At 29.7% G+C, this 21,670-nt stretch carries 21 protein-coding genes; all 21 read left to right on the top strand.

What is annotated here, in order from left to right; all coding sequences use genetic code 11:
* Window positions 1-2: 2 nt before the first annotated feature.
* Window positions 3-1,274, top strand: coding sequence for a cell division protein FtsA (gene ftsA / locus HBE96_RS23790; RefSeq protein WP_169300200.1), 1,272 nt, complete (start codon window positions 3-5; stop codon window positions 1,272-1,274).
* A 15-nt stretch (window positions 1,275-1,289) separates the two neighbouring features.
* Window positions 1,290-2,417: a cell division protein FtsZ gene (ftsZ, locus tag HBE96_RS23795; RefSeq protein ID WP_169300201.1), complete on the top strand. Its 1,128-nt coding sequence runs from the start codon at window positions 1,290-1,292 to the stop codon at window positions 2,415-2,417.
* Window positions 2,418-2,628: 211 nt separating this feature from the next.
* Window positions 2,629-3,423, top strand: coding sequence for a sigma-E processing peptidase SpoIIGA (gene spoIIGA, locus HBE96_RS23800; RefSeq protein WP_169300202.1), 795 nt, complete (start codon window positions 2,629-2,631; stop codon window positions 3,421-3,423).
* 65 nt (window positions 3,424-3,488) lie between these two features.
* Window positions 3,489-4,196 (top strand): RNA polymerase sporulation sigma factor SigE, encoded by a 708-nt coding sequence (gene sigE / locus HBE96_RS23805; RefSeq protein WP_169300203.1) that lies wholly within the window; start codon window positions 3,489-3,491, stop codon window positions 4,194-4,196.
* 76 nt (window positions 4,197-4,272) lie between these two features.
* Window positions 4,273-5,046, top strand: coding sequence for an RNA polymerase sporulation sigma factor SigG (gene sigG, locus HBE96_RS23810; protein ID WP_169300204.1), 774 nt, complete (start codon window positions 4,273-4,275; stop codon window positions 5,044-5,046).
* 138 nt (window positions 5,047-5,184) lie between these two features.
* On the top strand, window positions 5,185-5,448 hold the full coding sequence (locus HBE96_RS23815) for a YlmC/YmxH family sporulation protein (protein WP_169300205.1): 264 nt from the start codon (window positions 5,185-5,187) through the stop codon (window positions 5,446-5,448).
* A gap of 90 nt (window positions 5,449-5,538) precedes the next feature.
* Complete coding sequence (gene nrdR, locus HBE96_RS23820; protein WP_169300206.1) at window positions 5,539-5,994, top strand: transcriptional regulator NrdR; 456 nt, start codon at window positions 5,539-5,541, stop codon at window positions 5,992-5,994.
* 173 nt (window positions 5,995-6,167) lie between these two features.
* Window positions 6,168-6,875, top strand: coding sequence for a peptidoglycan editing factor PgeF (gene pgeF / locus HBE96_RS23825; RefSeq protein WP_169300207.1), 708 nt, complete (start codon window positions 6,168-6,170; stop codon window positions 6,873-6,875).
* Window positions 6,876-6,899: 24 nt separating this feature from the next.
* On the top strand, window positions 6,900-7,595 hold the full coding sequence (locus HBE96_RS23830) for a response regulator transcription factor (protein WP_169300208.1): 696 nt from the start codon (window positions 6,900-6,902) through the stop codon (window positions 7,593-7,595).
* A gap of 11 nt (window positions 7,596-7,606) precedes the next feature.
* On the top strand, window positions 7,607-9,307 hold the full coding sequence (gene pnpS / locus HBE96_RS23835) for a two-component system histidine kinase PnpS (protein WP_169300209.1): 1,701 nt from the start codon (window positions 7,607-7,609) through the stop codon (window positions 9,305-9,307).
* Between the two features lie 317 nt (window positions 9,308-9,624).
* Window positions 9,625-10,503, top strand: coding sequence for a phosphate ABC transporter substrate-binding protein PstS family protein (locus HBE96_RS23840; RefSeq protein ID WP_169300210.1), 879 nt, complete (start codon window positions 9,625-9,627; stop codon window positions 10,501-10,503).
* 59 nt (window positions 10,504-10,562) lie between these two features.
* Window positions 10,563-11,468, top strand: coding sequence for a phosphate ABC transporter permease subunit PstC (gene pstC, locus HBE96_RS23845; RefSeq protein ID WP_169300211.1), 906 nt, complete (start codon window positions 10,563-10,565; stop codon window positions 11,466-11,468).
* Window positions 11,469-12,356, top strand: a complete 888-nt coding sequence (gene pstA / locus HBE96_RS23850; RefSeq protein ID WP_169300212.1) for a phosphate ABC transporter permease PstA — start codon at window positions 11,469-11,471, stop codon at window positions 12,354-12,356.
* Window positions 12,357-12,368: 12 nt separating this feature from the next.
* Window positions 12,369-13,118, top strand: coding sequence for a phosphate ABC transporter ATP-binding protein PstB (pstB, locus tag HBE96_RS23855; protein WP_169300213.1), 750 nt, complete (start codon window positions 12,369-12,371; stop codon window positions 13,116-13,118).
* Window positions 13,119-13,184: 66 nt separating this feature from the next.
* The gene (gene phoU / locus HBE96_RS23860) at window positions 13,185-13,841 is read left to right on the top strand and encodes a phosphate signaling complex protein PhoU (RefSeq protein WP_169300214.1); all 657 of its coding nucleotides are present in this window, start codon (window positions 13,185-13,187) and stop codon (window positions 13,839-13,841) included.
* Window positions 13,842-14,219: 378 nt separating this feature from the next.
* Window positions 14,220-14,843 (top strand): DUF47 domain-containing protein, encoded by a 624-nt coding sequence (locus tag HBE96_RS23865; protein WP_169300215.1) that lies wholly within the window; start codon window positions 14,220-14,222, stop codon window positions 14,841-14,843.
* A complete protein-coding gene (locus tag HBE96_RS23870; RefSeq protein ID WP_169300216.1) occupies window positions 14,836-15,840 on the top strand; it encodes an inorganic phosphate transporter in 1,005 nt (334 codons plus the stop codon). Before HBE96_RS23865 ends, HBE96_RS23870 begins: the two co-directional genes overlap by 8 nt.
* A 168-nt stretch (window positions 15,841-16,008) precedes the next feature.
* The gene (locus HBE96_RS23875) at window positions 16,009-17,343 is read left to right on the top strand and encodes a DUF512 domain-containing protein (protein ID WP_169300217.1); all 1,335 of its coding nucleotides are present in this window, start codon (window positions 16,009-16,011) and stop codon (window positions 17,341-17,343) included.
* Window positions 17,344-17,345: 2 nt separating this feature from the next.
* Entirely contained in the window at window positions 17,346-18,662 is a 1,317-nt protein-coding gene (gene der / locus HBE96_RS23880) for a ribosome biogenesis GTPase Der (RefSeq protein WP_169300218.1), read from the top strand.
* A 2-nt stretch (window positions 18,663-18,664) separates the two neighbouring features.
* Window positions 18,665-19,663 carry an NAD(P)H-dependent glycerol-3-phosphate dehydrogenase gene (locus HBE96_RS23885; RefSeq protein WP_169300219.1) on the top strand — a complete coding sequence of 333 codons (999 nt, stop codon included), beginning with the start codon at window positions 18,665-18,667 and terminating at the stop codon, window positions 19,661-19,663.
* 335 nt (window positions 19,664-19,998) lie between these two features.
* On the top strand, window positions 19,999-21,477 hold the full coding sequence (gene spoIVA, locus HBE96_RS23890) for a stage IV sporulation protein A (RefSeq protein WP_169300220.1): 1,479 nt from the start codon (window positions 19,999-20,001) through the stop codon (window positions 21,475-21,477).
* Window positions 21,478-21,670: the final 193 nt, after the last annotated feature.

Raw genomic sequence — 21,670 nt, forward strand, 5'->3', positions numbered from 1 at the left:
TGATGGATGAATATATAATAGGAATAGATATTGGGTCATCAAAAGTTCGTGCTGCTGCCGGAAAAATGGACAAGTACGGTAAAGTACAAATTATTGGCATTACATCAGCAAAATGTAATGGAGTAAAAAAAGGAATTGTTGTTGATATAGATAATACTTCAGAAGCTGTAAGAGAGTGCATTACGGCTTTAGAAAGAATGGTAGATATAAAAATTAAAGAAGCATATATATCATTACCAGGCGGTATAAGTGAATTACTTTGGAATAAAGGTGTAGTAGCGGTATCTTCGGAGGATAGAGAAATAAGAGAAAATGATGTGAAAAGAGTTTTAAAAGCATCTAAAATTGTTACCATTCCGTCCGATAAAGAAATTATAGGTGTCATACCTGAGCAGTATATAATAGATGGTTATGATAAGATAAAGGATCCTATAGGTATGAGCGGATTAAGATTAGAAGTGGATTCACAGATAATTTTAGCGCAGACTACTGTTGTTAATAATCTTTTTAAAAGTGTAATTAAGGCTGAGGTTAAAGTTTTAGGAGTAGTATTTCAGCCCTTGGCTATATCACAGGCTGTACTTAAAGATGATGAAATTCAAAGAGGTGTAGCAGTGATAGATATGGGTGCTGAATGTACAAATATTTATGTTTACGAAGGAGGAAATTTAACCAATATTGAAACAGCAGCATTAGGTGGAAGTATTATAACTAACGATATTTCTGTGTGCTTAAAAATCCCTTTTTTAGAAGCTGAAAATTTAAAAATTAAATATGCCAGCGTAGGTGAAGATGATGCTAACTATAACACAAAAATAGAAGTTGATGCTGACTATAATAATAAAATTCAAGTAGACTACTATACGCTGAAGCAAATAGTGGAAGCTAGAGTTGAAGAATTATTATATATCATAGATGAAAAATTAAGGAGTAGCGAGTACTATGAAAAAGTGTCAGGTATAGTTATAGTTGGTGGAGGTTTAGGGTTAATTAAAGGTATTGAGGATTTTAGTAGTAATATAATTAAAAAACCAGTTAGAGTAGGAACTCCAGGCACTGTTGGTTCATCTAATCCTTTGTATGCATGTATAGCTGGAATAGTAAAAGATGTTTCATATGCAGCAAAAGGCAGTAATTTTTCAGGAAAAACTGAAAAGCTTCAAGAAAATGAATATAAAGGGTATACTAAAGGTAAAGACAAAAAAGAAGTTAAGAGTGAAAATAAAAATGGAATTGTGTTAAAAATAAAAGAATTTTTTACGGATTTTTTCTAATGAGGAGGTAGTATTGTGCTAGATTTTGATGTTGATGTTCAACAATTTGCTCAGATAAAGGTAATAGGATGCGGCGGCGGCGGTAATAATGCTGTCAACAGAATGATAAGAGAAGGACTTAAAAATGTTGAATTTATAGCTATAAATACAGATAAACAGGCGTTGATGTTATCACAAGCATCGCAAAAAATACAAATAGGAGATAAGCTAACTAAAGGATTAGGAGCAGGTGCTAATCCTGAAATTGGACAAAAGGCGGCAGAGGAAAGTAAAGAAGAAATATCTCAAGCTATAAAAGGAGCCGATATGGTTTTTATCACCGCAGGAATGGGTGGAGGAACAGGTACAGGGGCGGCACCTGTTATTGCTGAAATAGCTAAATCTATGGGAATACTCACAGTAGGAGTAGTTACAAAGCCTTTTCCTTTTGAGGGTAGAAAAAGAATGCTTCATGCAGAATTAGGGACAAAAGAACTAAAGGATAGGGTGGATACTTTAGTTACCATACCAAATGAGAGATTACTTAGTATTGTAGATAAAAAGACTACTTTAATGGAATCCTTTAAATTTGCAGATGACATTTTGAGACAAGGTGTTCAAGGTATATCTGATCTTATTACTATACCCGGACTTGTGAATTTAGACTTTGCAGATGTTAGAACTATTATGATAGACAAGGGTCTTGCTCATATGGGTGTAGGTAGAGGCACAGGGGATAACAGAGCTCAAGAAGCAGCTAAGCAAGCTATATCAAGTCCATTGCTTGAAACTTCCATAGTAGGTGCTACAGGTGTGCTATTAAACATAACAGGTGGAGCGGATTTAGGACTTCTAGAAATAAATGAGGCAGCAGAAATAGTTCAGGAAGCGGCAGATCCAGATGCTAATATTATATTTGGTGCAGTAATAGATGAAAATATAAAAGATGAAATAAGAATTACTGTAATTGCTACGGGATTTGAATCAGAAGATAAAAATGTTAAACAAGAAGTTACTGCTAAAAATAATATGGAACAATCTAAACATAACAATCCTGTAAATGATTTTAATAATAAAGATGAGGCTGCTGTTTCAAAGATTGAATATAATTATGATGAAAATAACCTTGAGATTCCTGCTTTCTTAAGAAGGCAAAAAAGATAATGAAATAGTAAAATGAGAAACCATGTATAATTAATAAAAATTATGCATGGTTTTTTTATTTTACTGTTTAAAAAATTAAATTTGAAATTATTGGGGTAATATGAGAAATAAAAATATTATTTTTTATTAAAAAGTGACAAAATTTTAGAAAAATTAGTTATATAATAAAAATGTGGATTTGGTAATAATTGGGTGGAGGTGAAAAGATTACTTGGTTGTTTATTTAGACGTATTGATCATGGAAAATTTAATAGTAAATTTATTTCTTTTATATGTAACAGCTCAAACATTAAGGATAAAGCCCAAATTATTAAATATGATTTTGTCATCATCTATAGGAAGTATTTATGTAATAACTTTACTTTATCCTAAATTAAAAGTTTTTTCGTATTTACCATTTAAGGTGGTAGTGGCTGGGATTATGATACTAATAGTTTTCAGAAGATTAAAGTTTATGGTTTTTTGTAAAGCTCTATCAATATTTGTTTTATATTCTATGGTACTTGCTGGTGCGTGTATTTTTATAGAATACAGTGGCTTCAATAATAATTACTTTGCGATTATAAATTTTTCTTATAAAAAACTTATGATTTCAATTATGATAATATATATGCTAATTCATAGAATAATAATTTATATAAAAGATAGAAAAGAATTAAAATGTTTCACATACAATATAGATATTGTACTAAAAAATTCTAAAAAGACAGTGGAAGCTTTTTTAGATACAGGTAATGAATTAAGAGAACCTGCTACAAATTTACCAGTAATAATAGTGGAAAAATCAATATTTAAAGATGTAGATTTAAACGTTTATGACAAATTTTATATTCCTTATAGAGTTGTTAGTGGGAAAAGTGGTAATTTAGAAGGATTTAAACCTGAATGTATAAAAATATATGGATCAAAAGAAGAATTAGTGAGACAAGTTATAGTGGCCTTTTGTGAAGAAAAATTAAGTGATTTTAATGAATATCATGCACTTTTATCTAGAGGAGTTATATGATGACAAAAATTAGTTTTGTAAAAATATGGTGAAGTACAATAACATTTATTAATTGGAGGATGATTATGATAAAACTAAAAATACTGCTAAATAGAATATTAATTAAAATTAAGTGTTTGGCTAAAAGAGTTTATTATATAGGAGGAAGCGATGTGTTACCTCCTCCGCTTACTAAGAAGGAAGAAGACGATTTAGTATCAAAACTGGATGGGGGAGAAGAAAATGTTAAATCAACTTTAATAGAGCGCAATTTAAGACTTGTAGTTTATATAGCAAGAAAATTTGAAAATACAGGTGTAAATGTAGAGGATCTAGTTTCTGTAGGAACTATAGGGCTTATCAAAGCTGTTAATACTTTTGATCCAGGCAAAAAAATAAAGTTGGCTACATATGCTTCAAGATGCATTGAAAATGAAATACTTATGTATTTAAGAAGAAATAGTAAGGTGAAAGCAGAAATATCTTTTTATGAGCCTTTAAATATAGATTGGGACGGAAATGAATTGCTTTTATCTGATATATTAGGTACAGATAATGATGTGGTTTATAACTTAATAGAAGATGAAGTAGATAAACAGTTACTTATGGTAGCTATGAAAAAACTTAGTGATAGAGAAAAAGAAATAGTTAATTTAAGATTTGGATTAAATGGACAAAATGAGAAAACTCAAAAGGAAGTAGCTGATATGCTTGGTATCTCTCAATCTTATATTTCAAGATTAGAAAAAAGGATAATAAAAAGATTGAAAAAGGAAATAAATAAAATGTTATAAGGTTGTCTTTAGTATAAAATTTAGCTCCTTAGGAAACAATTAAAATGCGATATATTCTGAAGGGGCTGATGACTTTATGATAATTAATAAAGTTGAAATCTGTGGTGTAAACACAGCAAAACTACCAGTTTTAAAAGAAAAAGAGATGAAAGAATTACTAATAAGGATGAGAAATGGAGACTTAAGCTGTAGGGAAAAATTTATAAAAGGAAATTTAAGATTAGTACTTAGTGTAATTCAAAGATTCAATAACAGAGGAGAGAATGTAGATGATTTATTTCAAGTAGGATGCATAGGACTTATTAAGTCAATTGACAATTTCGATTTAAGCCAAAATGTAAAGTTTTCTACATATGCTGTACCAATGATTATTGGAGAAATAAGAAGATACCTACGAGATAATAATTCTATAAGAGTAAGTAGATCTCTTAGAGACATTGCTTATAGAGCATTACAGGTTAGAGATAAACTTATAAGTGAAAACAATAAAGAACCTACAGTAGCACAAATAGCAAAGGAACTAAAAGTTCCTAGGGAGGAAGTGGTGTTTGCTTTAGATGCTATACAGGATCCAGTATCCTTATTTGAACCAATTTATCATGATGGAGGGGATGCAATTTATGTAATGGATCAAATAAGTGATAATAAAAATGTGGATGATAGCTGGCTTGAAAATATAGCTATAAAAGAAGCTATGAAAAAATTAAATGATAGAGAAAAACTCATACTTAATTTAAGATTCTTTGATGGGAGAACTCAAATGGAAGTGGCAGATGAGATAGGCATATCACAAGCACAGGTGTCTAGGCTTGAAAAAACTGCTTTAAGACATATGAGAAAGTATGTTTGAATATTAGTAATTATAATGTTTATAAATAAGTTTTATAAAGTGTTGAAAATATTAAGTTATTTTCAGCACTTTTTTTTATAGTAATTAATAGTTTGCATAGTTCATATATTAATAAAAAGGATAAAAAGGAGGATGAAAATGGAAGAAGAAAAAGGATTATATTCTATAGGTAATTTGAGGTCTATGGAAATTATAGAAATAAATACTGGAGCAAAATTAGGGTTTATAAAAGATTTAAAAGTAGATTGTGATGAATGCAAAATTATATCAATTGTTTTACCATCTGCAAAAATTTCTTGGTTTGGCAAGAGTGATGATATAGAAATTCCATGGGAGAATATTAAAAAAATAGGTGTAGATGTAGTTTTGGTTGAAAGCCAGGATTTTGCTATAAAAGATTAATAGTAGAAATTTATTGAAAAAAGTGTATAATATATATATTAAATAATCTTAAGAAAAATTAAAATTGAGTTTAGAAGGACGTGAATAGATGTGAAATGCCCTTATTGCGGCTATGGAGAAAGTAAAGTTGTAGATTCAAGATCTACAGAGGACAATATGTCTATTAGAAGAAGAAGGGAATGTTTAAAATGCAGTAGAAGGTACACTACATATGAAAAGATTGAAAATGTTCCTATACTAGTAATAAAGAAAAATATGAATAGAGAATATTTTGATAGAACAAAAATAATAAATGGATTAATAAAAGCTTGTCAAAAAAGACCTGTGTCTAGACAGCAAATAGAAAGCATAGCTGATGAAATTGAAAAAAGAATTAGTAATGAAATGCTAACAGAAGTAAATTCTGAATATATTGGAGAAATGATAATGGAATATCTAAAAAACATAGATGAAGTTTCTTATGTAAGATTTGCTTCTGTATATAGACAGTTTAAGGACATAAATACTTTTATGGAGGAAATTAAAAATTTAATTAGTGATAAATAAATGGCATACTTATATAGTATGCTATTTATTTATCATTAATTAAATTTAACAGTTATTAATAAGAGTGAAGTGTGTTAAATTCAAGTTAAAATTGTTAATTTTTTTAAAAATGTTATATGTGTAAAAAGAACAATGTTAAAATGTAATTAAAGGCTTGTATATGGAGGAGTAAAATGGAAGAATTAAAAATTGAGCAATATAAATTTATAAAAGTATCCCTAGGAGAGGCGGATATGATTTTTTCTACTGCTGAATGTGAATTGGATTTTAATAAAAATTCTTTTAGTGGGAAACAAAGTTTGGAAAATATTAAAAAGTGGTTTGGAGTAAGTGAAGTTGCTTTTTTAAATCAAATACATAGTGATAAAATTGTTGACTATAAAGGAGAAATAGAAGAAGGAGATGCTTTAATTACAAATAAAAGAAATTTAGCGGTAGGTGTTTTTACAGCCGATTGCGTTCCAATTCTTTTATATGATAAAGTTAAAAATGTAATAGCAGCAGTACATAGTGGATGGAGAGGGACTTTTAATTGTATAGTATTGAAGACTATTGAAAAAATGGAGATGCAGTATAAAACCAAGTGTGAAGATTTAATAGTTTATATAGGGCCTCATATACATGAGTGTTGTTATGAAGTAAGTGAAGATCTTATAGATAAGTTTAAAAGTTTAGAAATATATAAAAATGTGGATATATGTAATAAAAGATATTTGAGCTTGAAAAAGTGTATAATGCATCAGTTAAATTTAAAAAATATAGATGAAAGCAATATAAAAGATTTAAATATATGTACATTTTGTAATAAAAAATATAAAACTCACTCTTATAGAAGAAATAAAAATTATGGAAGATTATTCTCATTTATTTATTTAAAATAGTTTTGTGAATGGGGGGGAAGGTTTATGTCGGAAGAGAAAATACTTATTGTAGATGATGAAGAACACATAACAGAATTAATGAAATTTAATTTAGATAATAATGGGTATAAAACGATTTGCGCGGGTAATGGTTTAGATGCATTAAGGTTAGCTAAAATAGAAAATCCCAATTTAATATTACTAGATATTATGTTGCCTGGAATGGATGGATATGATGTTTGTAAAGAAGTTAGAAAAGATAATTCTATATCCTCAACACCTATAATAATGATAACTGCAAAAGGAGAAGAATTTGATAAAGTACTAGGACTGGAGCTTGGAGCGGACGATTACATTACTAAACCATTTTCTATAAGGGAATTATTAGCTAGAGTAAAGGCGGTGTTAAGAAGAACTAATGCTAAATCTGTAGATAAAATTTACGACTTTGGAAAAATAAGTATAAATTTTGAAAAGTACGAGATCTTAAAAGATGGAGTGAAACTAGAGCTTACTTTAAAAGAGTTTGAAGTATTAGAACTTTTAATAAAAAATAAAGGAAGAGTTATGACAAGAGATTTTTTATTAGATAAAGTATGGGGGTATGAATATATAGGAGAAACAAGAACTGTGGATGTTCATATAAGACATTTAAGGCAAAAGATAGAGGAAGATGATAAGAACCCCAAGTTTATAGAAACTATTAGAGGAATAGGATATAGATTTACCTCTGGAGATTAATTGGTGATAAAATGAAAAAAAAATTAATGATAACTATGCTTATTACTTTGCTTGTTACCTTTGGTATAGTTACTACTTTATTTGTATTTATTGAAAATTATGAGTACATGGAGAATGCAAAGAAAAACTTAAAAATAAATAATCAGATTATAATAAATGTATTAAAAACTGAAGGGTTTAATAATAAAAATTTTTCTTTTAGAGATAATTTTAAGAATGATGTTATTAGAGAAACATTAATAGATGAAAAAGGAAAAGTTTTAAGTGATACTACAGCCGATGCAGAAACTATGGATAATCATAATAGCAGGAAAGAAATTAAAGACGCAAGAAAATATGGTGTAGGATATAGTATCAGATATAGTACTACTTTAGGAAAAAAGACCTTATATTTTGCTACATCAGTTAATAATGGGTATATAATAAGAAGTGCTATAGATATGAAAATTATTAAAGGAATAGAAATGAGTTACCTTAAATATTATATAATTACTGTGATGTTTTCTATAGCAGTTTCTATAATATTTGCGTCAAAGCTTTCTTATACCATAGTTAAACCTATTAAAGATTTAGAACTCACTACATCAAGTATTGCGTCAGGTAAAATGGATAGAAGGGTAAAGGTAATTTCTAAAGATGAAATAGGGCAATTAGGTATAACTTTTAATAATATGGCAGATAAACTTAATAGTACTTTAAATGATGTTTTAGATAAACAAAATAAATTAGAAGCTATACTAAAGAGTATGGATAGTGGAGTTATAGCGGTGGATGTAAACTATAAAATTATTATGATGAATCCTTACGCAAAAAAGATATTTGGAGTAACTAAAGATATCATTGGTGAAAATCTTATGGACAATATAAGAGATTTTGAATTTGAAGATGTATTTAAAAATACTAATGAAGATTACAGGGAAATAAGGATATTATGGCCTAAGGAAAGAAACTTAAGGATAAGAACTGCAGATATAATAAATGTTAAAGAAAAAATTGGTACAGTTGCTGTAGTACAAGATATAACGGATATAAAAAGATTGGAAAACATGAGATCACAATTTGTAGCTAATGTTTCTCATGAACTTAAAACACCACTAACTTCAATAAAAGGTTTTGCAGAAACTTTAAAATATGTAGATGATTCAGCAAATAAAGAAAAATTTTTGAACATTATAAATGATGAAGCTGATAGGTTAACCAGGCTAATTAATGATACTTTAACACTTTCAAATATAGAAAATAGTATACAGCATAAATTAGAAGAAATTGATGTGAATCTTATTATAAAAGATGTATGTTGTTTGGTGAAAAATTCAGCTAAAAAGAAAAATATAAAAATTATTATATTAGGAGATAAAGTTCCGAATTTAAGAGGCGATAGTGACAGATTTAAGCAAATGATTATAAATTTAATAGACAATGCTATAAAATACTCCGATAATAATGGAATTGTAAAAATAGGTACAGGGGTTAAAAATAACAATTGTATAATATGGGTTGAGGATACAGGCGTAGGTATTTCAAAAGAGCATATGAATAGAATTTTTGAAAGGTTTTATAGAGTTGATAAATCAAGATCAAGGGAACAAGGAGGAACAGGATTAGGTCTTGCTATTGTAAAACATATAGTTATGTCTCTAAATGGCAGCATTAGAGTAGAAAGTGAAGTGGAGAAAGGAAGTAAATTTATTTTAGAAGTACCTATTATATAAATTTTAATTATAATAGTACTTAAAATATTTACATTACTGTAAGAAACTTTCGGTACTTATGGTAGTAATGTTAAGTGTTTGTTAAGTAAGTAAAATTAAATAATTTTATTGAATATTTTGAAAAGAGCATTTAAATGCAGTGTATTTAAATGTTCTTTTATTATATTTTTAATAAAAGAGGTAAAAATAATTAAATTAACTATGTTAATTTTAATTAACCTATGTATAATAATGGATTAACCTTGTAAAGTTATTATAGTATTCATAGGGAATAAATTAAATCTAATAAACATTAAAAATTATAGGAGGTTTATGTAATGAAGAGAAAAGGCTTTAGAATTATGATAGCTGCACTAGCAGTTATATTTGTAACAGGTGCATTTGTAGGATGTGGATCAAAACAACAATCATCTTCAGAAGATAGTAAAAAACAAATAACGTTAGGAGGTTCTACTGCACTTCAACCATTAGCTGAACAAGTTGGAAAAAAATTCACAGAAAAAAATTCAGGAGCAACTATTAATGTTCAAGGTGGAGGAAGTGGTACTGGAATGAAACTAGTATCAGAAGGTACTGTTGATATAGGAAACTCTGATATAACAGCAGAAGCAGCCAAGTTAGATGCACAAAAGGTAAAAGAATTAGTCGATCATAAAGTTTGTGCTATTGGTTTTGCAGTAGTTGTAAATAAAGATGTAAAAGTTGATTCTTTGACAAAAGATCAGATACAAAAAATATTTACTGGTGAAATTACTAACTGGAATCAGGTGGGCGGAGATAATTTACCTATAAATGTAATAAATAGAGCTAAATCTTCTGGTACAAGGGGAACATTTAAAGATACAGTAATGGGCGGAAAAGATGAAAAAGAAGGATTAGGAACTACACAGGATTCAAACGGAAATGTTGAAAAGGGAATAGAATCTACAAAAGGATCTATAAGTTATTTAGCACTGTCATATTTAAGTGATAAGGTTAAAGAAAATGTGAAACCATTAAAAATAGATGGAGTAGATGCAAATGAAGCAAATATAGTTGCTGGAAAATATTCTTTCTGGTCATATGAGCATATGTATACAAAGGGTGAAGCTAAAGATTTATCAAAAGCATTTATTGATTACATGGTAAACAGTGAAAATAATGAATTAATTAAAAAATTAGGATATATTCCAATGGGCGAAATTAAAAATAAATAGTTTCTAGGAGGCTGGCTGCTTAATCAGTCAGCCATTAAATTAATATTGAGGTAGAGAGCATGGAGAATAGTATAAAGAAAAGAACCTTTTGGAAAAAGTTAAAAACTGAATATTTGGGCAAAGGCTTTGCCATATTTTGTGGAATGTTAATAATAATTTTAACTTTAAGTATAATAGGGTTTGTAACTGTAAAGGGATTAAATACTTTTATAAAGCATGGATATTCATTAAAAGACTTTTTATTTACTGCTAATTGGAATCCGGATAGTGAAAAACCTAAATTGGGAGCACTTATATTTATTGCAGGTTCTACTTTAGTATCTATAGGTGCAGTTATTTTGAGTGCACCTATAAGTATTGCGCTAGCAATTTTTATGAACTTCATTTCACCAAGTATAGGAAAGAAATTAGTTCAACCTGCATTAGAATTATTTGTAGGAATACCTTCAGTTGTTTATGGTTGGATAGGATTTAGTGTTTTACTACCTTTTATTAAAAAAGGTTTTGGAGGTATTGGATTTAGCTTAATAGCAGGTATTATAGTATTAAGTGTTATGATACTACCAACTATAGCTAGTTTATCAGCAGACGCTGTTAGAGTTGTTCCTAAGAGCTATTTAGAAGCATCCTATGGACTGGGTGCGACTAGATGGCAAACTATAAGTAAGGTTATATTGCCAGCAGCTAAAAGTGGTATATTAACTTCAATAGTATTAGGAATTGCAAGAGCCTTTGGAGAAGCTTTAGCTGTTCAAATGGTTATAGGTAATTCAATCAAATTTCCTAAAGATTTAGTAAGCCCAACGGCTACTTTAACTAGTATTTTGACTATGGATATGGGGAATACAATATCAGGAACTGCGTGGAATGATGCATTATGGTCACTTGCTTTATTGCTTTTAGTGATATCATTTCTATTTATTTTGTTAATAAGAGCCATTGGGAAAAGGAGTGAACTTAAATAAATGAATGCTAAATTAAAAGATAAGATATGGACTGGAATTTTATATGTTATATCTGGATTTGTAATATTGCTTCTAATGGCCTTGATAGGATATATATTGTATAAGGGAGGAAACTCGCTGAATCCTTCTTTCTTATTTGGAAAACCTAAAGTTGGAGAAGCTGGAGGAGGAATAGGGCCTCAGTTATTCAATTCCTTTTACATGTTAGTTATATCTTTAATAATAACTGTGCCTTTTGGAGTAGGTGCTGGCATATATCTAGCGGAATATGCAAAAGAGGGACTTTTACTAAATATAATAAGGCTATGTATTGAAACTATGGCTTCATTGCCATCTATAGTAGTAGGTCTTTTCGGACTTTTAGTGTTTGTTGGTATGACTAACTGGGGGTTTACACTTTTATCAGGAGCATTAGCCATAACAGTGTTGAATTTACCATCATTAACAAGGGTTAGTGAAAATGCTATAGTGGCAGCGGGTAAATCTGTAAAGGAAGCAAGCCTTGGTCTTGGAGCAACTAAGTGGCAAACTATAAAAAATGTCATATTACCTTCGGCTATTCCTCAAATTTTAACAGGAATAATATTGGCATCAGGAAGAATATTTGGTGAAGCGGCAGCACTTTTATATACGGCAGGTATGAGTGCACCAGTACTTCCGTTTGATAACTTTAGCTTAGTCGGAAAATCATCTCCTTTCAGTGTAATGAGACCTGCAGAAACATTGTCAGTATATATTTGGAAACTTAATTCAGAGGGTATGGTACCAGATGCAACAGCTATAGCTAATAGATCATCAGCAGTACTTATAATAATGGTTTTATTATTTAATTTAATTGCTAGAATATTAGGAAAAAAAATATATGAATCGTATGCTGGTAAAAAATAAGGAGGAAGCTAAATGGGTATAATACAAACTAAGGCGCTTGATTTATATTATGGAAGTACTCAGGCCTTGAAAAAAATTAATTTAGATGTAGAAAAAAATGCAGTTACAGCATTAATAGGTCCATCGGGTTGTGGTAAATCAACTTTTTTAAGAACTTTAAATAGAATGAATGATTTAATAGAATCTGTAAAAATAGAAGGAGAAGTACTATTTGAAGATAAAAATATATATAAAGATTACGATGTAATAGATCTTAGAAAAAGAGTAGGTATGGTTTTCCAAAAGCCTAACCCTTTTCCAATGTCTATATACGATAATATAGTATATGGACCTAAGATACACGGAGTAAAAGATAAAGGTAAGTTAGATGAATTAGTTGAAAATAGTTTAAGAGGTGCTGTACTTTGGGATGAAGTAAAAGATAGGCTGAATAAAAGCGCATTAGGACTTTCAGGTGGACAGCAGCAGAGATTATGTATTGCAAGGACTTTGGCTGTAGAGCCAGAAGTACTACTTATGGATGAGCCAACTTCCGCATTAGATCCAATATCTACATTAAAAATAGAAGAACTCATGGATGAACTAAAGAAAAAGTATACTATAATTATAGTTACCCACAATATGCAGCAGGCAGGAAGAATATCGGATTATACAGCATTTTTTCTTAATGGTGAAATAGTTGAAAGTGGAAAAACTGAAAGTATTTTTTATAAACCTCAGGATAAAAGGACAGAGGATTATATAACAGGAAGATTTGGTTAAAACTATTTATAAACAAAAATATATATTTAATATGCAGAAACTTAATTTAAGTAGAGGTGATGATTAATGACCAGAACTGGATTTGATACTGCTTTAAAAGAACTTCATAATGATCTTTTAAGAATGGGAAGCATAGTTGAAAAGCAAATATATGAGTGTATAGAATCATTAGTTAAGAAAGATGTTGAATTAGCGGATACCATAATAAAAAATGATGATTTAGTAGACAATCTTCAAAAGGAAATAGAGAATAAGTGTATAATGCTTATAGCTAGAGAACAACCATTAGCTATAGATTTAAGAAATATTTTTACAACTACTAAATTAGTAACGGATTTGGAACGAATGGCAGATTATGCAGTAGATATAGCAAAAATAACAAAGAGGCTTAAAAATGAAAAGTATGTTAAGGAGCTTATAGATATTCCTAAAATGGCGGATATAGTAAAAAAGATGATAAGAAGTGCTTTAGATGCTTACGTAGATAGGGATGTTGACAGAGCTTATGATGTATGCAAAATGGATGATGACATAGACAGGTTATATAAAAGTGTCTTAACTGAACTCATAACAATAATGGCAAGCAGCAAAGAAAATATAAATCAAATAACTCAGCTTTTATTTGTATGTAAATATTTAGAAAGGATTGGAGATCATGTAACTAATATATGTGAATGGACTATATATTTAGTTACAGGAGAATTGAAAGATTTAAATGAATAGAAAAATAAATTTTGATTATATAGAAATTTGCATTATTCTTTAAATGATATATTGATGGGCATTACAAAAAGGAGGTTGAAGTAATATCAGCATCCTTTTTATATTTTGTCAGCTAAGTTAAATTATAATTTACATATCTTAAAAAAAATCAGTATAAAGAGGATTAATTGTAATCAATGAAGGTGTTTTAGGAAAATATGTAGTATAGAGAATATTTGTGTAGTATAATGTAGAAAGTATGGAAAAATGAAGGTAGACTGTACCACTATAAAATGATTACTAGACAAATATATGGTAAGTTTATATTTTATTTTTATAAAATCTATGTTATACTTTATAAGGTCGAAAATTTATACTTTTAAAGCAGGAGGGATAGAATTGTTTAGTTTGACTCCAAAAGAAGACAAATTTTTCGAATTTTTCGTAGAAACTGCTAATATAGCTTATAAGGCTTCTAATATGTTAGTAGAATTTCTAAAGAATCTTGACAATTCAGAGGAAAATTTAAAAAAACTTAAAGAGGTGGAACACGAAGGAGATAGAAAGCAGCATCAAATACTTGAACAACTAAATAAGACTTTTATAACACCCTTTGATAGGGAGGATATTTACATTATAGCAAAGGATATGGATGATATTATAGACCTTATAGAGTCTACTGCAAGTAGATTTGTTATGTTGAATGTAACTAAAGCCACCAAAGAGGCAATAATATTAAGTGATATGATTGCAGCAAGTTGTAAAGAAATTATTACTGTGATGGAAGAGTTAAAAAACATGAAAACCAGTAAGTATCTGAATAAAAAGATTATAGAAATTAATAGAATCGAAGAAGAGGGAGACAGGATTTCAAGAGCAGCTATTGGAGATCTCTTTAGATCAAATATTGAAGTTATTGAAGTTATTAAATGGAGAGAAATCTACCAGTATTTAGAAGATACTCTAGATGCTTGTGAAGACATAGCTAATGTAATTGAAGGAGTAGTAATGAAAAATGCTTAGTAGTACTTTGATTTTAATATGTGTTATAGTTGTTACTGCTTTAATTTTTGATTTTATTAATGGATTTCATGATAGTGCTAATGCTATAGCATGTTCTGTATCTACTAGAGTTTTAACATTAAAGCAAGCAGTAATAATGTCTGCTACATTAAATTTTGTTGGAGCTTTTGTCAGTGAAGGAGTTGCTAAAACTATAGGAAGTGGTATTGTAGATCCAAATCACATATCACAAATTGTGATTGTAGCTGCTTTGATTGGTGCAATAATATGGAACATAATAACTTGGTATTTTGGAATTCCAAGTAGCTCTTCACATGCTCTTATAGGAGGATTAATTGGCGCTGCTGTAGTTTTTCAATGGTCTTTTGGTATAGTTAATTGGTCAAACTTAATATGGAGAGTTGTAATATGGATTTTTTTATCACCTATAATAGGATTTGTTATAGGATTTGCAGTTATGACCGCTATGAATACCATTTTAAAAATTATGGAAGCAAGACCTTCGTCAGTTAGTAAGGTTTTTTCCAAGGCTCAAATATGCTCAGGTATGCTTATAGCTTTTAATCATGGATGTAATGATTCTCAAAAATCTATGGGAATTATAACAATGGCACTTATAAGTGGAAATTTTATTACACAATTTGAAATACCAAATTGGGTAAAGATTTGTTGTGCTTTAGCCATGGCTTTGGGTACAAGTCTTGGGGGAAAAAAGATTATTAAAACAATGGGAACAGGTATGACTAAACTTGCACCTATTAATGGATTTTCAGCTGAAATGAGTGCATCAGCAGTAATGTTTACTGCAACTATGTTAAATGCACCAGTAAGTACAACACATATAATAACTGGTTCTATAATGGGAGTCGGTGCATCTAAAAGATTTTCAGCAGTAAAGTGGGTTATAGCAAAAGATATTGTAACAGCTTGGGTGATTACCATACCAGCTAGTGCTGCAATTTCAGCTTTAACAATGTTTTTAATAAAGTTATTTTAAGATATCAATCACCCTTCTTTAATATGAAGGGTTTTTTGTTTTATTTAAATAATATGCTAATGCGTTGACTAAATAATCATATTAGGGTAATATTACTAAATGGATATTTTTTAAATGATAGAGCCGCCGTATTGCTAGTTGTTTATAGATCAAAAAGGAGTTGTATATATGAAAAATCAGATAGCAGTAGTAGATTCGGAAAGTATTGCTGAAGAAATGGGAATAGAAGTAGGAGATTATTTATTAAGCATCAATGGTAAAATTGTTAATGATATTATAGATTATAAATTTCTCATGTGCGATGAATATGTTAATGTTGAAATAGAAAAAAAGTCGGGAGAAATATGGGAATTAGAAATAGAAAAAGAGTATGATGAAAATTTAGGTATTGAATTTAAAAATGCTATTTTAGATAAACCTAAAAGCTGTCACAATAATTGCATATTTTGTTTTATAGATCAGCTGCCTAAAGGAATGAGAGAAACACTTTATTTTAAGGATGATGATTCAAGACTTGCTTTTCTTCAAGGTAATTTTGTTACTTTAACAAATATGAAAGAAGAAGATATAGACAGAATAATTGAATATAAAATTAGTCCAATAAATATATCCGTACATACAACTAATCCAGAACTTAGAATGAAAATGATTAATAATAGGTTTGCAGGAAACATTTATGATAGATTAAAAAGGTTAGCTGGAGCAGGCATAAGTTTGAATTGCCAGGTAGTTTCTTGTCCAGGAATAAATGATGGAGAAGAATTAGAAAAAACTATAGAGGATTTATACAAATTGTATCCTCAAATTCAAAATTTAGCAGTAGTACCTGTAGGTACTACAAAATATAGAGAAGGGTTATACAATCTTAAATTGTATGATAAAAAAACAGCAGAGCAACAATTGGATAAAGTATTTAAACTTCAACAAAAATATTTAAAAGAAATAGGATCTCCGTTTGTAAGATTGTCAGATGAATTTTATGTTTTGGCAGAAAGAGATGTTCCATTATCAGATTTTTACGATGGTTTTGAACAGTTAGAAGATGGTATAGGTACCATAAGGGTTTTTAGAAATGCCATTGAAAATTCTTTGGAAAACTTAAAAAGAAACATAAAAGGTTCATTTACTATAGTAACAGGAGTTTCTGCTTATGAGGAGATAGTAAAAGGTACTAAGCGTATATGTAGTGCTAATAATAAAATTAATATACAGGTAAAAAAAATAATTAATAATTTTTTTGGCCATACTATAACTGTAGCAGGACTTGTAACTGGCGGTGATATAATCCAGCAGTTAAAGGACGTAGAATTAGGAGACTATGTTATAATTCCTAATGTTATGTTAAGAAAAGGATATGAATTAGCACCAAATGATGAGAAAGTATTTTTAGATGATATAACTGTAGAAGAGTTAAGTAAGGGTTTAAATAGAAAAGTTATTGTATGTGATTTTACAGGAGAAGACTTAGTACAGATAATAAATGACCATTGTGAGGAGGAATAAAAATGGGAAAACCAATAGTAGCAATAGTAGGAAGACCTAATGTAGGAAAATCTACATTGTTCAATAAGTTAGCTGGAAAGAGAATATCTATAGTTCAAGATACACCAGGGGTTACTAGAGACAGAATATATGCACAAGCTGATTGGCTTAAGTATAATTTAACTATAATTGATACAGGTGGTATAGAACCTGAAAATAGTGATATAATAATTTCTCAAATGAGGAGACAGGCAACAATGGCTGTTGAAACAGCTAATGTTATAATATTTATAGTGGATGGAAAGCAGGGACTTACAGATGCAGATAGAGAAGTAGCACAGATGCTTAGAGTAAGTAAAAAACCTGTAGTACTTGTAGTTAATAAAATAGATAGTTTAAAAGATGAAGATAATGCATATGAATTCTATAATTTAGGAATAGGGGAACCTATGGCAATATCATCTTCACAAGCACTTGGACTTGGAGATATGTTAGATAAAGTTGTATCATATTTTGATGACGATAAATTAGATGATGAAGATGATGAGTATGTAAAGATAGCTTTTGTAGGAAAGCCTAATGTAGGAAAATCATCTCTTATTAATAAATTATTAGGAGAAGATAGAGTTATAGTAAGTGACGTACCTGGAACTACTAGGGATGCCATTGATAGTTATTTAGAAACAGATCAGGGGAAGTTTACTCTTATAGATACAGCAGGACTCAGAAGAAAAAGTAAAGTAAAGGAAGAAATTGAGAGATATAGTGTAATAAGAACTTATGCAGCTATAGAAAGAGCAGATGTTTGTATACTTATGCTAGATGCTACTCAAGGAATATCAGATCAGGATGAAAAAATAATAGGTTATGCTCATGAAATGCACAAGGCTATAATGGTTATAGTGAATAAGTGGGATTTGGTAGAAAAGGATACAAATACCATAAATACTTTTAAAAAGCAAATAGGAACAAATCTTTCATTTATGTCTTATGCACCATACTTGTTTATATCCGCAAAGACTGGTCAGAGGGTTCAAAAAGTATTAGAAATGGTTATGCAGTGCTATTCTAATTATTCTAAAAAGATAAAAACAGGAGTATTGAATGATGTAATAAGTAAAGCTGTAATGATGAAAGAGCCTCCTGTAGTAGGAACAAAAAGATTAAAAATATATTATGTTACCCAAATAGGAACAAAGGCACCTACTTTTGTATTTTTTGTAAATGATACATCATGTATTCATTTTTCCTATGAAAGATATATTGAGAATCAATTAAGGGAAAACTTTGATTTTACAGGTACAGGTATAAAGTTAGAGTTTAGGGAAAGGAAGGAATAAGAATGAGTTTTAAAGTTGCTTTTTTAGGTGGGGGAAGTTTTGGAACAGCTTTGTCTATAATGTTAGCTAAAAAAGGAACGGAAGTTAAGGTTTGGGACAGAAACAAAAGTGTAGTAGATGATATCAATGTAAAAAAAGAAAATATAAGATATTTGCATGGCTCAGTTATTCCGGTTGGGGTAAGGGCCTCAGAAAATATGGAAGAAGTAATAAAAGATAGCGATTATGTAGTTATTTCAGTTCCTTCCCATGTGGTAAGAACTATATCAAGAGAAGCAGCAAAGTTTATTAATAAGGATCAAATAGTAATAAGCATAGCTAAAGGAATTGAAGAAGAAAGTGGAAAGAGGCTTTCACAGGTTATAAAAGAGGAATTACCATTAAATCCTGTAGTCGTTTTGTCTGGACCAAGCCATGCTGAAGAAGTAGCACAGGATATACCAACTACTGTAGTAGCAGCTTCAGAAGATATGGAGTTTGCAGGAAAAGTACAGGATTTATTTATGACAAATAAGTTTAGAGTTTACACAAATGAAGATTTAATTGGTGTTGAAATAGGTGGAGCTGTTAAAAATATTATAGCACTAGCTGCAGGTATATCTGATGGTGTTGGATATGGAGATAATACAAAAGCAGCGCTTATGACAAGAGGTATGAGTGAAATAACAAGAATTGGTTTAGCATTAGGTGGAAAAAGAGAAACATTCTCTGGACTTACGGGAATAGGAGATCTTATAGTTACTTGTACCAGTATGCATAGTAGAAATAGAAGAGCAGGCATACTTATAGGCAAAGGAGCTACAGCTGGGGAAGCTGCTGAGCAAATAGGAATGGTTGTAGAAGGTGTAAAAGCTTGTAGAGCATTTTATGATTTGAAAGAAAAGTTATCAATATCAATGCCTATAACAGATACTTTATACAAGGTGCTTTTTCAAGATAAAGATGTTAAGTATGGAGTTTATGAATTAATGACTAGAGATAAGAAGGATGAAGTTTATTAGTAGTTATATTTAATATTCCTAAAATAAAAAATGCAAAGTATTTTTTAGAGGACAATTGATAGAGGACAGAGGACAATGAAGGTAAGTTTTCTTTCTTACGTTAGAAAACTAATGTATTTTAAAGCTTCTTTTGCTAATGCAAAAGAAGCTTTAAATTTATATAAATCAGCAATGTTTTGCTTTAGGAAAACGAGCGTTCAAAAATCATCCTTCATTGTCCTTTGTCAATTGTCCTCTGAAAAATATTGCGTCGCAATATTTTTATATTTAGTAATAACTTACCTAATATTTTAATATATATATATTGTTAATATTAGAATATTGGGGGGTATATTTTGGAAAATTTTGATATATACAAAGATATAGCAGAAAGAACCCAGGGAGATATATATGTAGGAGTGGTGGGCCCTGTTAGAACTGGAAAATCAACATTTATAAAAAGATTTATGGAACTTATGGTATTGCCTAACATAGAAAATTCCTATAAGAAGGAAAGAGCTAAAGATGAACTACCTCAGAGTTCATCAGGAAAGTCTATTCATACTACGGAACCAAAGTTTGTGCCAAATGAAGCTGTAGAAATAAATTTAGATGAAAATACTAAGTTTAAAGTTAGAATGGTGGACTGTGTTGGATATATTGTAAAAAGTGCACTTGGTTATATGGAAGGTGAAGAAGCAAAAATGGTTACTACACCTTGGTATGATTATGAAATACCTTTTGAAGAAGCAGCTGAAATAGGTACTAAGAAGGTTATAAATGAACATTCTACCATAGGTTTATTAGTAACAACTGATGGATCTATTACAGGCATAAATAGAGATGATTATGTAGAAGCAGAGGAAAGAGTGGTAAATGAACTTAAGTCTATAAATAAACCTTTTATAATTGTACTTAATTCTGAGAAGCCATATGATCCAGATACTATAACTATTAAAAAGAGCTTAGAAGAAAAATATGATGTACCTGTTCAGACGATGGATGTACTTAATATGAAACAGGAAGACATAACTAACATATTCCAAAGAATATTGAGGGAATTTCCAATCAAGGAAATAAATATTGACATGCCTGAATGGATTGAAAAATTAGATTCAAATCATTGGCTTAAAGTAGATTTTATTAATGTTGTAAAGGATATGTGCAAGAACATATATAAGGTTAGAGATATAAATAGGTCTATGGACGGATTGAAGGATGTAGAATTTATAGGTAGATCAGATGTAAATGAAATTAATATGGGAGAAGGTACTTCAAGAGTAACTATAAATCCTAAGGAAGACTTGTTTTATAGAATATTAAGTGAAGTTTGTGGTAATGAAATAATTGGAGAAAGTGATCTTTTGAGAGCGGTACAGGAGATGCATGAGGCAAAAACTGAGTATGATAAAATATCAGATGCTTTAAGAGATGTTAGAGAAACGGGTTACGGTTTAGTTGCTCCACAACTTTCAGAAATGAAATTGGAGGAGCCAGAAATAGTAAAACAAGGAAATAGATCAGGAGTTAAACTGAAGGCCAGTGCACCTTCACTACACTTTATAAGAGCAGATATTGAAACAGAAGTTTCTCCTATAATAGGAACGGAAAGAGAAAGTGAGCAAATGATTAAATCATTACTAGAACAATTTGAAAGCGATCCATCAAAGATATGGCAAAGCAATATGTTTGGAAAGTCACTAGAAATATTAGTTAAGGAAGGGCTCCAAAATAAATTGTACAAGATGCCTGAAGATGTTCAAATAAAAATACAAAAAACACTTCAAAAAATCATCAATGAAGGTAATGGTGGGTTGATTTGCATTATATTATAAAAGTTGGTATATTAATATATGATAAAATAAGCCTGTGGATTTAAATTCACAGGCTTTAAAGTATAACGAGTTACTAATTTAAAATAAATTTTCAATATTTCATTAAATGTGTTTATACCTTATATTTTGTGGTATAATTCTTATGAATGTATTTTAAACCTTTATAACATTAGTAATTGTAAATTTATCTTGA

The sequence above is a fragment of the Clostridium muellerianum genome (assembly GCF_012926525.1).
Taxonomy (GTDB): Bacteria; Bacillota; Clostridia; order Clostridiales; family Clostridiaceae; genus Clostridium_AM; species Clostridium_AM muellerianum.

Coding starts and splice junctions, on each gene's coding strand:
- pstA (WP_169300212.1), top strand. CDS start 11,469: ATGAATGCTAAATTAAAAGATAAGATATGGACTGGAATTTTATATGTT.
- HBE96_RS23830 (WP_169300208.1), top strand. CDS start 6,900: ATGTCGGAAGAGAAAATACTTATTGTAGATGATGAAGAACACATAACA.
- HBE96_RS23875 (WP_169300217.1), top strand. CDS start 16,009: ATGAAAAATCAGATAGCAGTAGTAGATTCGGAAAGTATTGCTGAAGAA.
- ftsA (WP_169300200.1), top strand. CDS start 3: ATGGATGAATATATAATAGGAATAGATATTGGGTCATCAAAAGTTCGT.
- HBE96_RS23870 (WP_169300216.1), top strand. CDS start 14,836: ATGCTTAGTAGTACTTTGATTTTAATATGTGTTATAGTTGTTACTGCT.
- sigE (WP_169300203.1), top strand. CDS start 3,489: ATGATAAAACTAAAAATACTGCTAAATAGAATATTAATTAAAATTAAG.
- HBE96_RS23815 (WP_169300205.1), top strand. CDS start 5,185: ATGGAAGAAGAAAAAGGATTATATTCTATAGGTAATTTGAGGTCTATG.
- pgeF (WP_169300207.1), top strand. CDS start 6,168: ATGGAAGAATTAAAAATTGAGCAATATAAATTTATAAAAGTATCCCTA.
- pnpS (WP_169300209.1), top strand. CDS start 7,607: ATGAAAAAAAAATTAATGATAACTATGCTTATTACTTTGCTTGTTACC.
- pstB (WP_169300213.1), top strand. CDS start 12,369: ATGGGTATAATACAAACTAAGGCGCTTGATTTATATTATGGAAGTACT.
- sigG (WP_169300204.1), top strand. CDS start 4,273: ATGATAATTAATAAAGTTGAAATCTGTGGTGTAAACACAGCAAAACTA.
- pstC (WP_169300211.1), top strand. CDS start 10,563: ATGGAGAATAGTATAAAGAAAAGAACCTTTTGGAAAAAGTTAAAAACT.
- HBE96_RS23840 (WP_169300210.1), top strand. CDS start 9,625: ATGAAGAGAAAAGGCTTTAGAATTATGATAGCTGCACTAGCAGTTATA.
- HBE96_RS23885 (WP_169300219.1), top strand. CDS start 18,665: ATGAGTTTTAAAGTTGCTTTTTTAGGTGGGGGAAGTTTTGGAACAGCT.
- der (WP_169300218.1), top strand. CDS start 17,346: ATGGGAAAACCAATAGTAGCAATAGTAGGAAGACCTAATGTAGGAAAA.
- phoU (WP_169300214.1), top strand. CDS start 13,185: ATGACCAGAACTGGATTTGATACTGCTTTAAAAGAACTTCATAATGAT.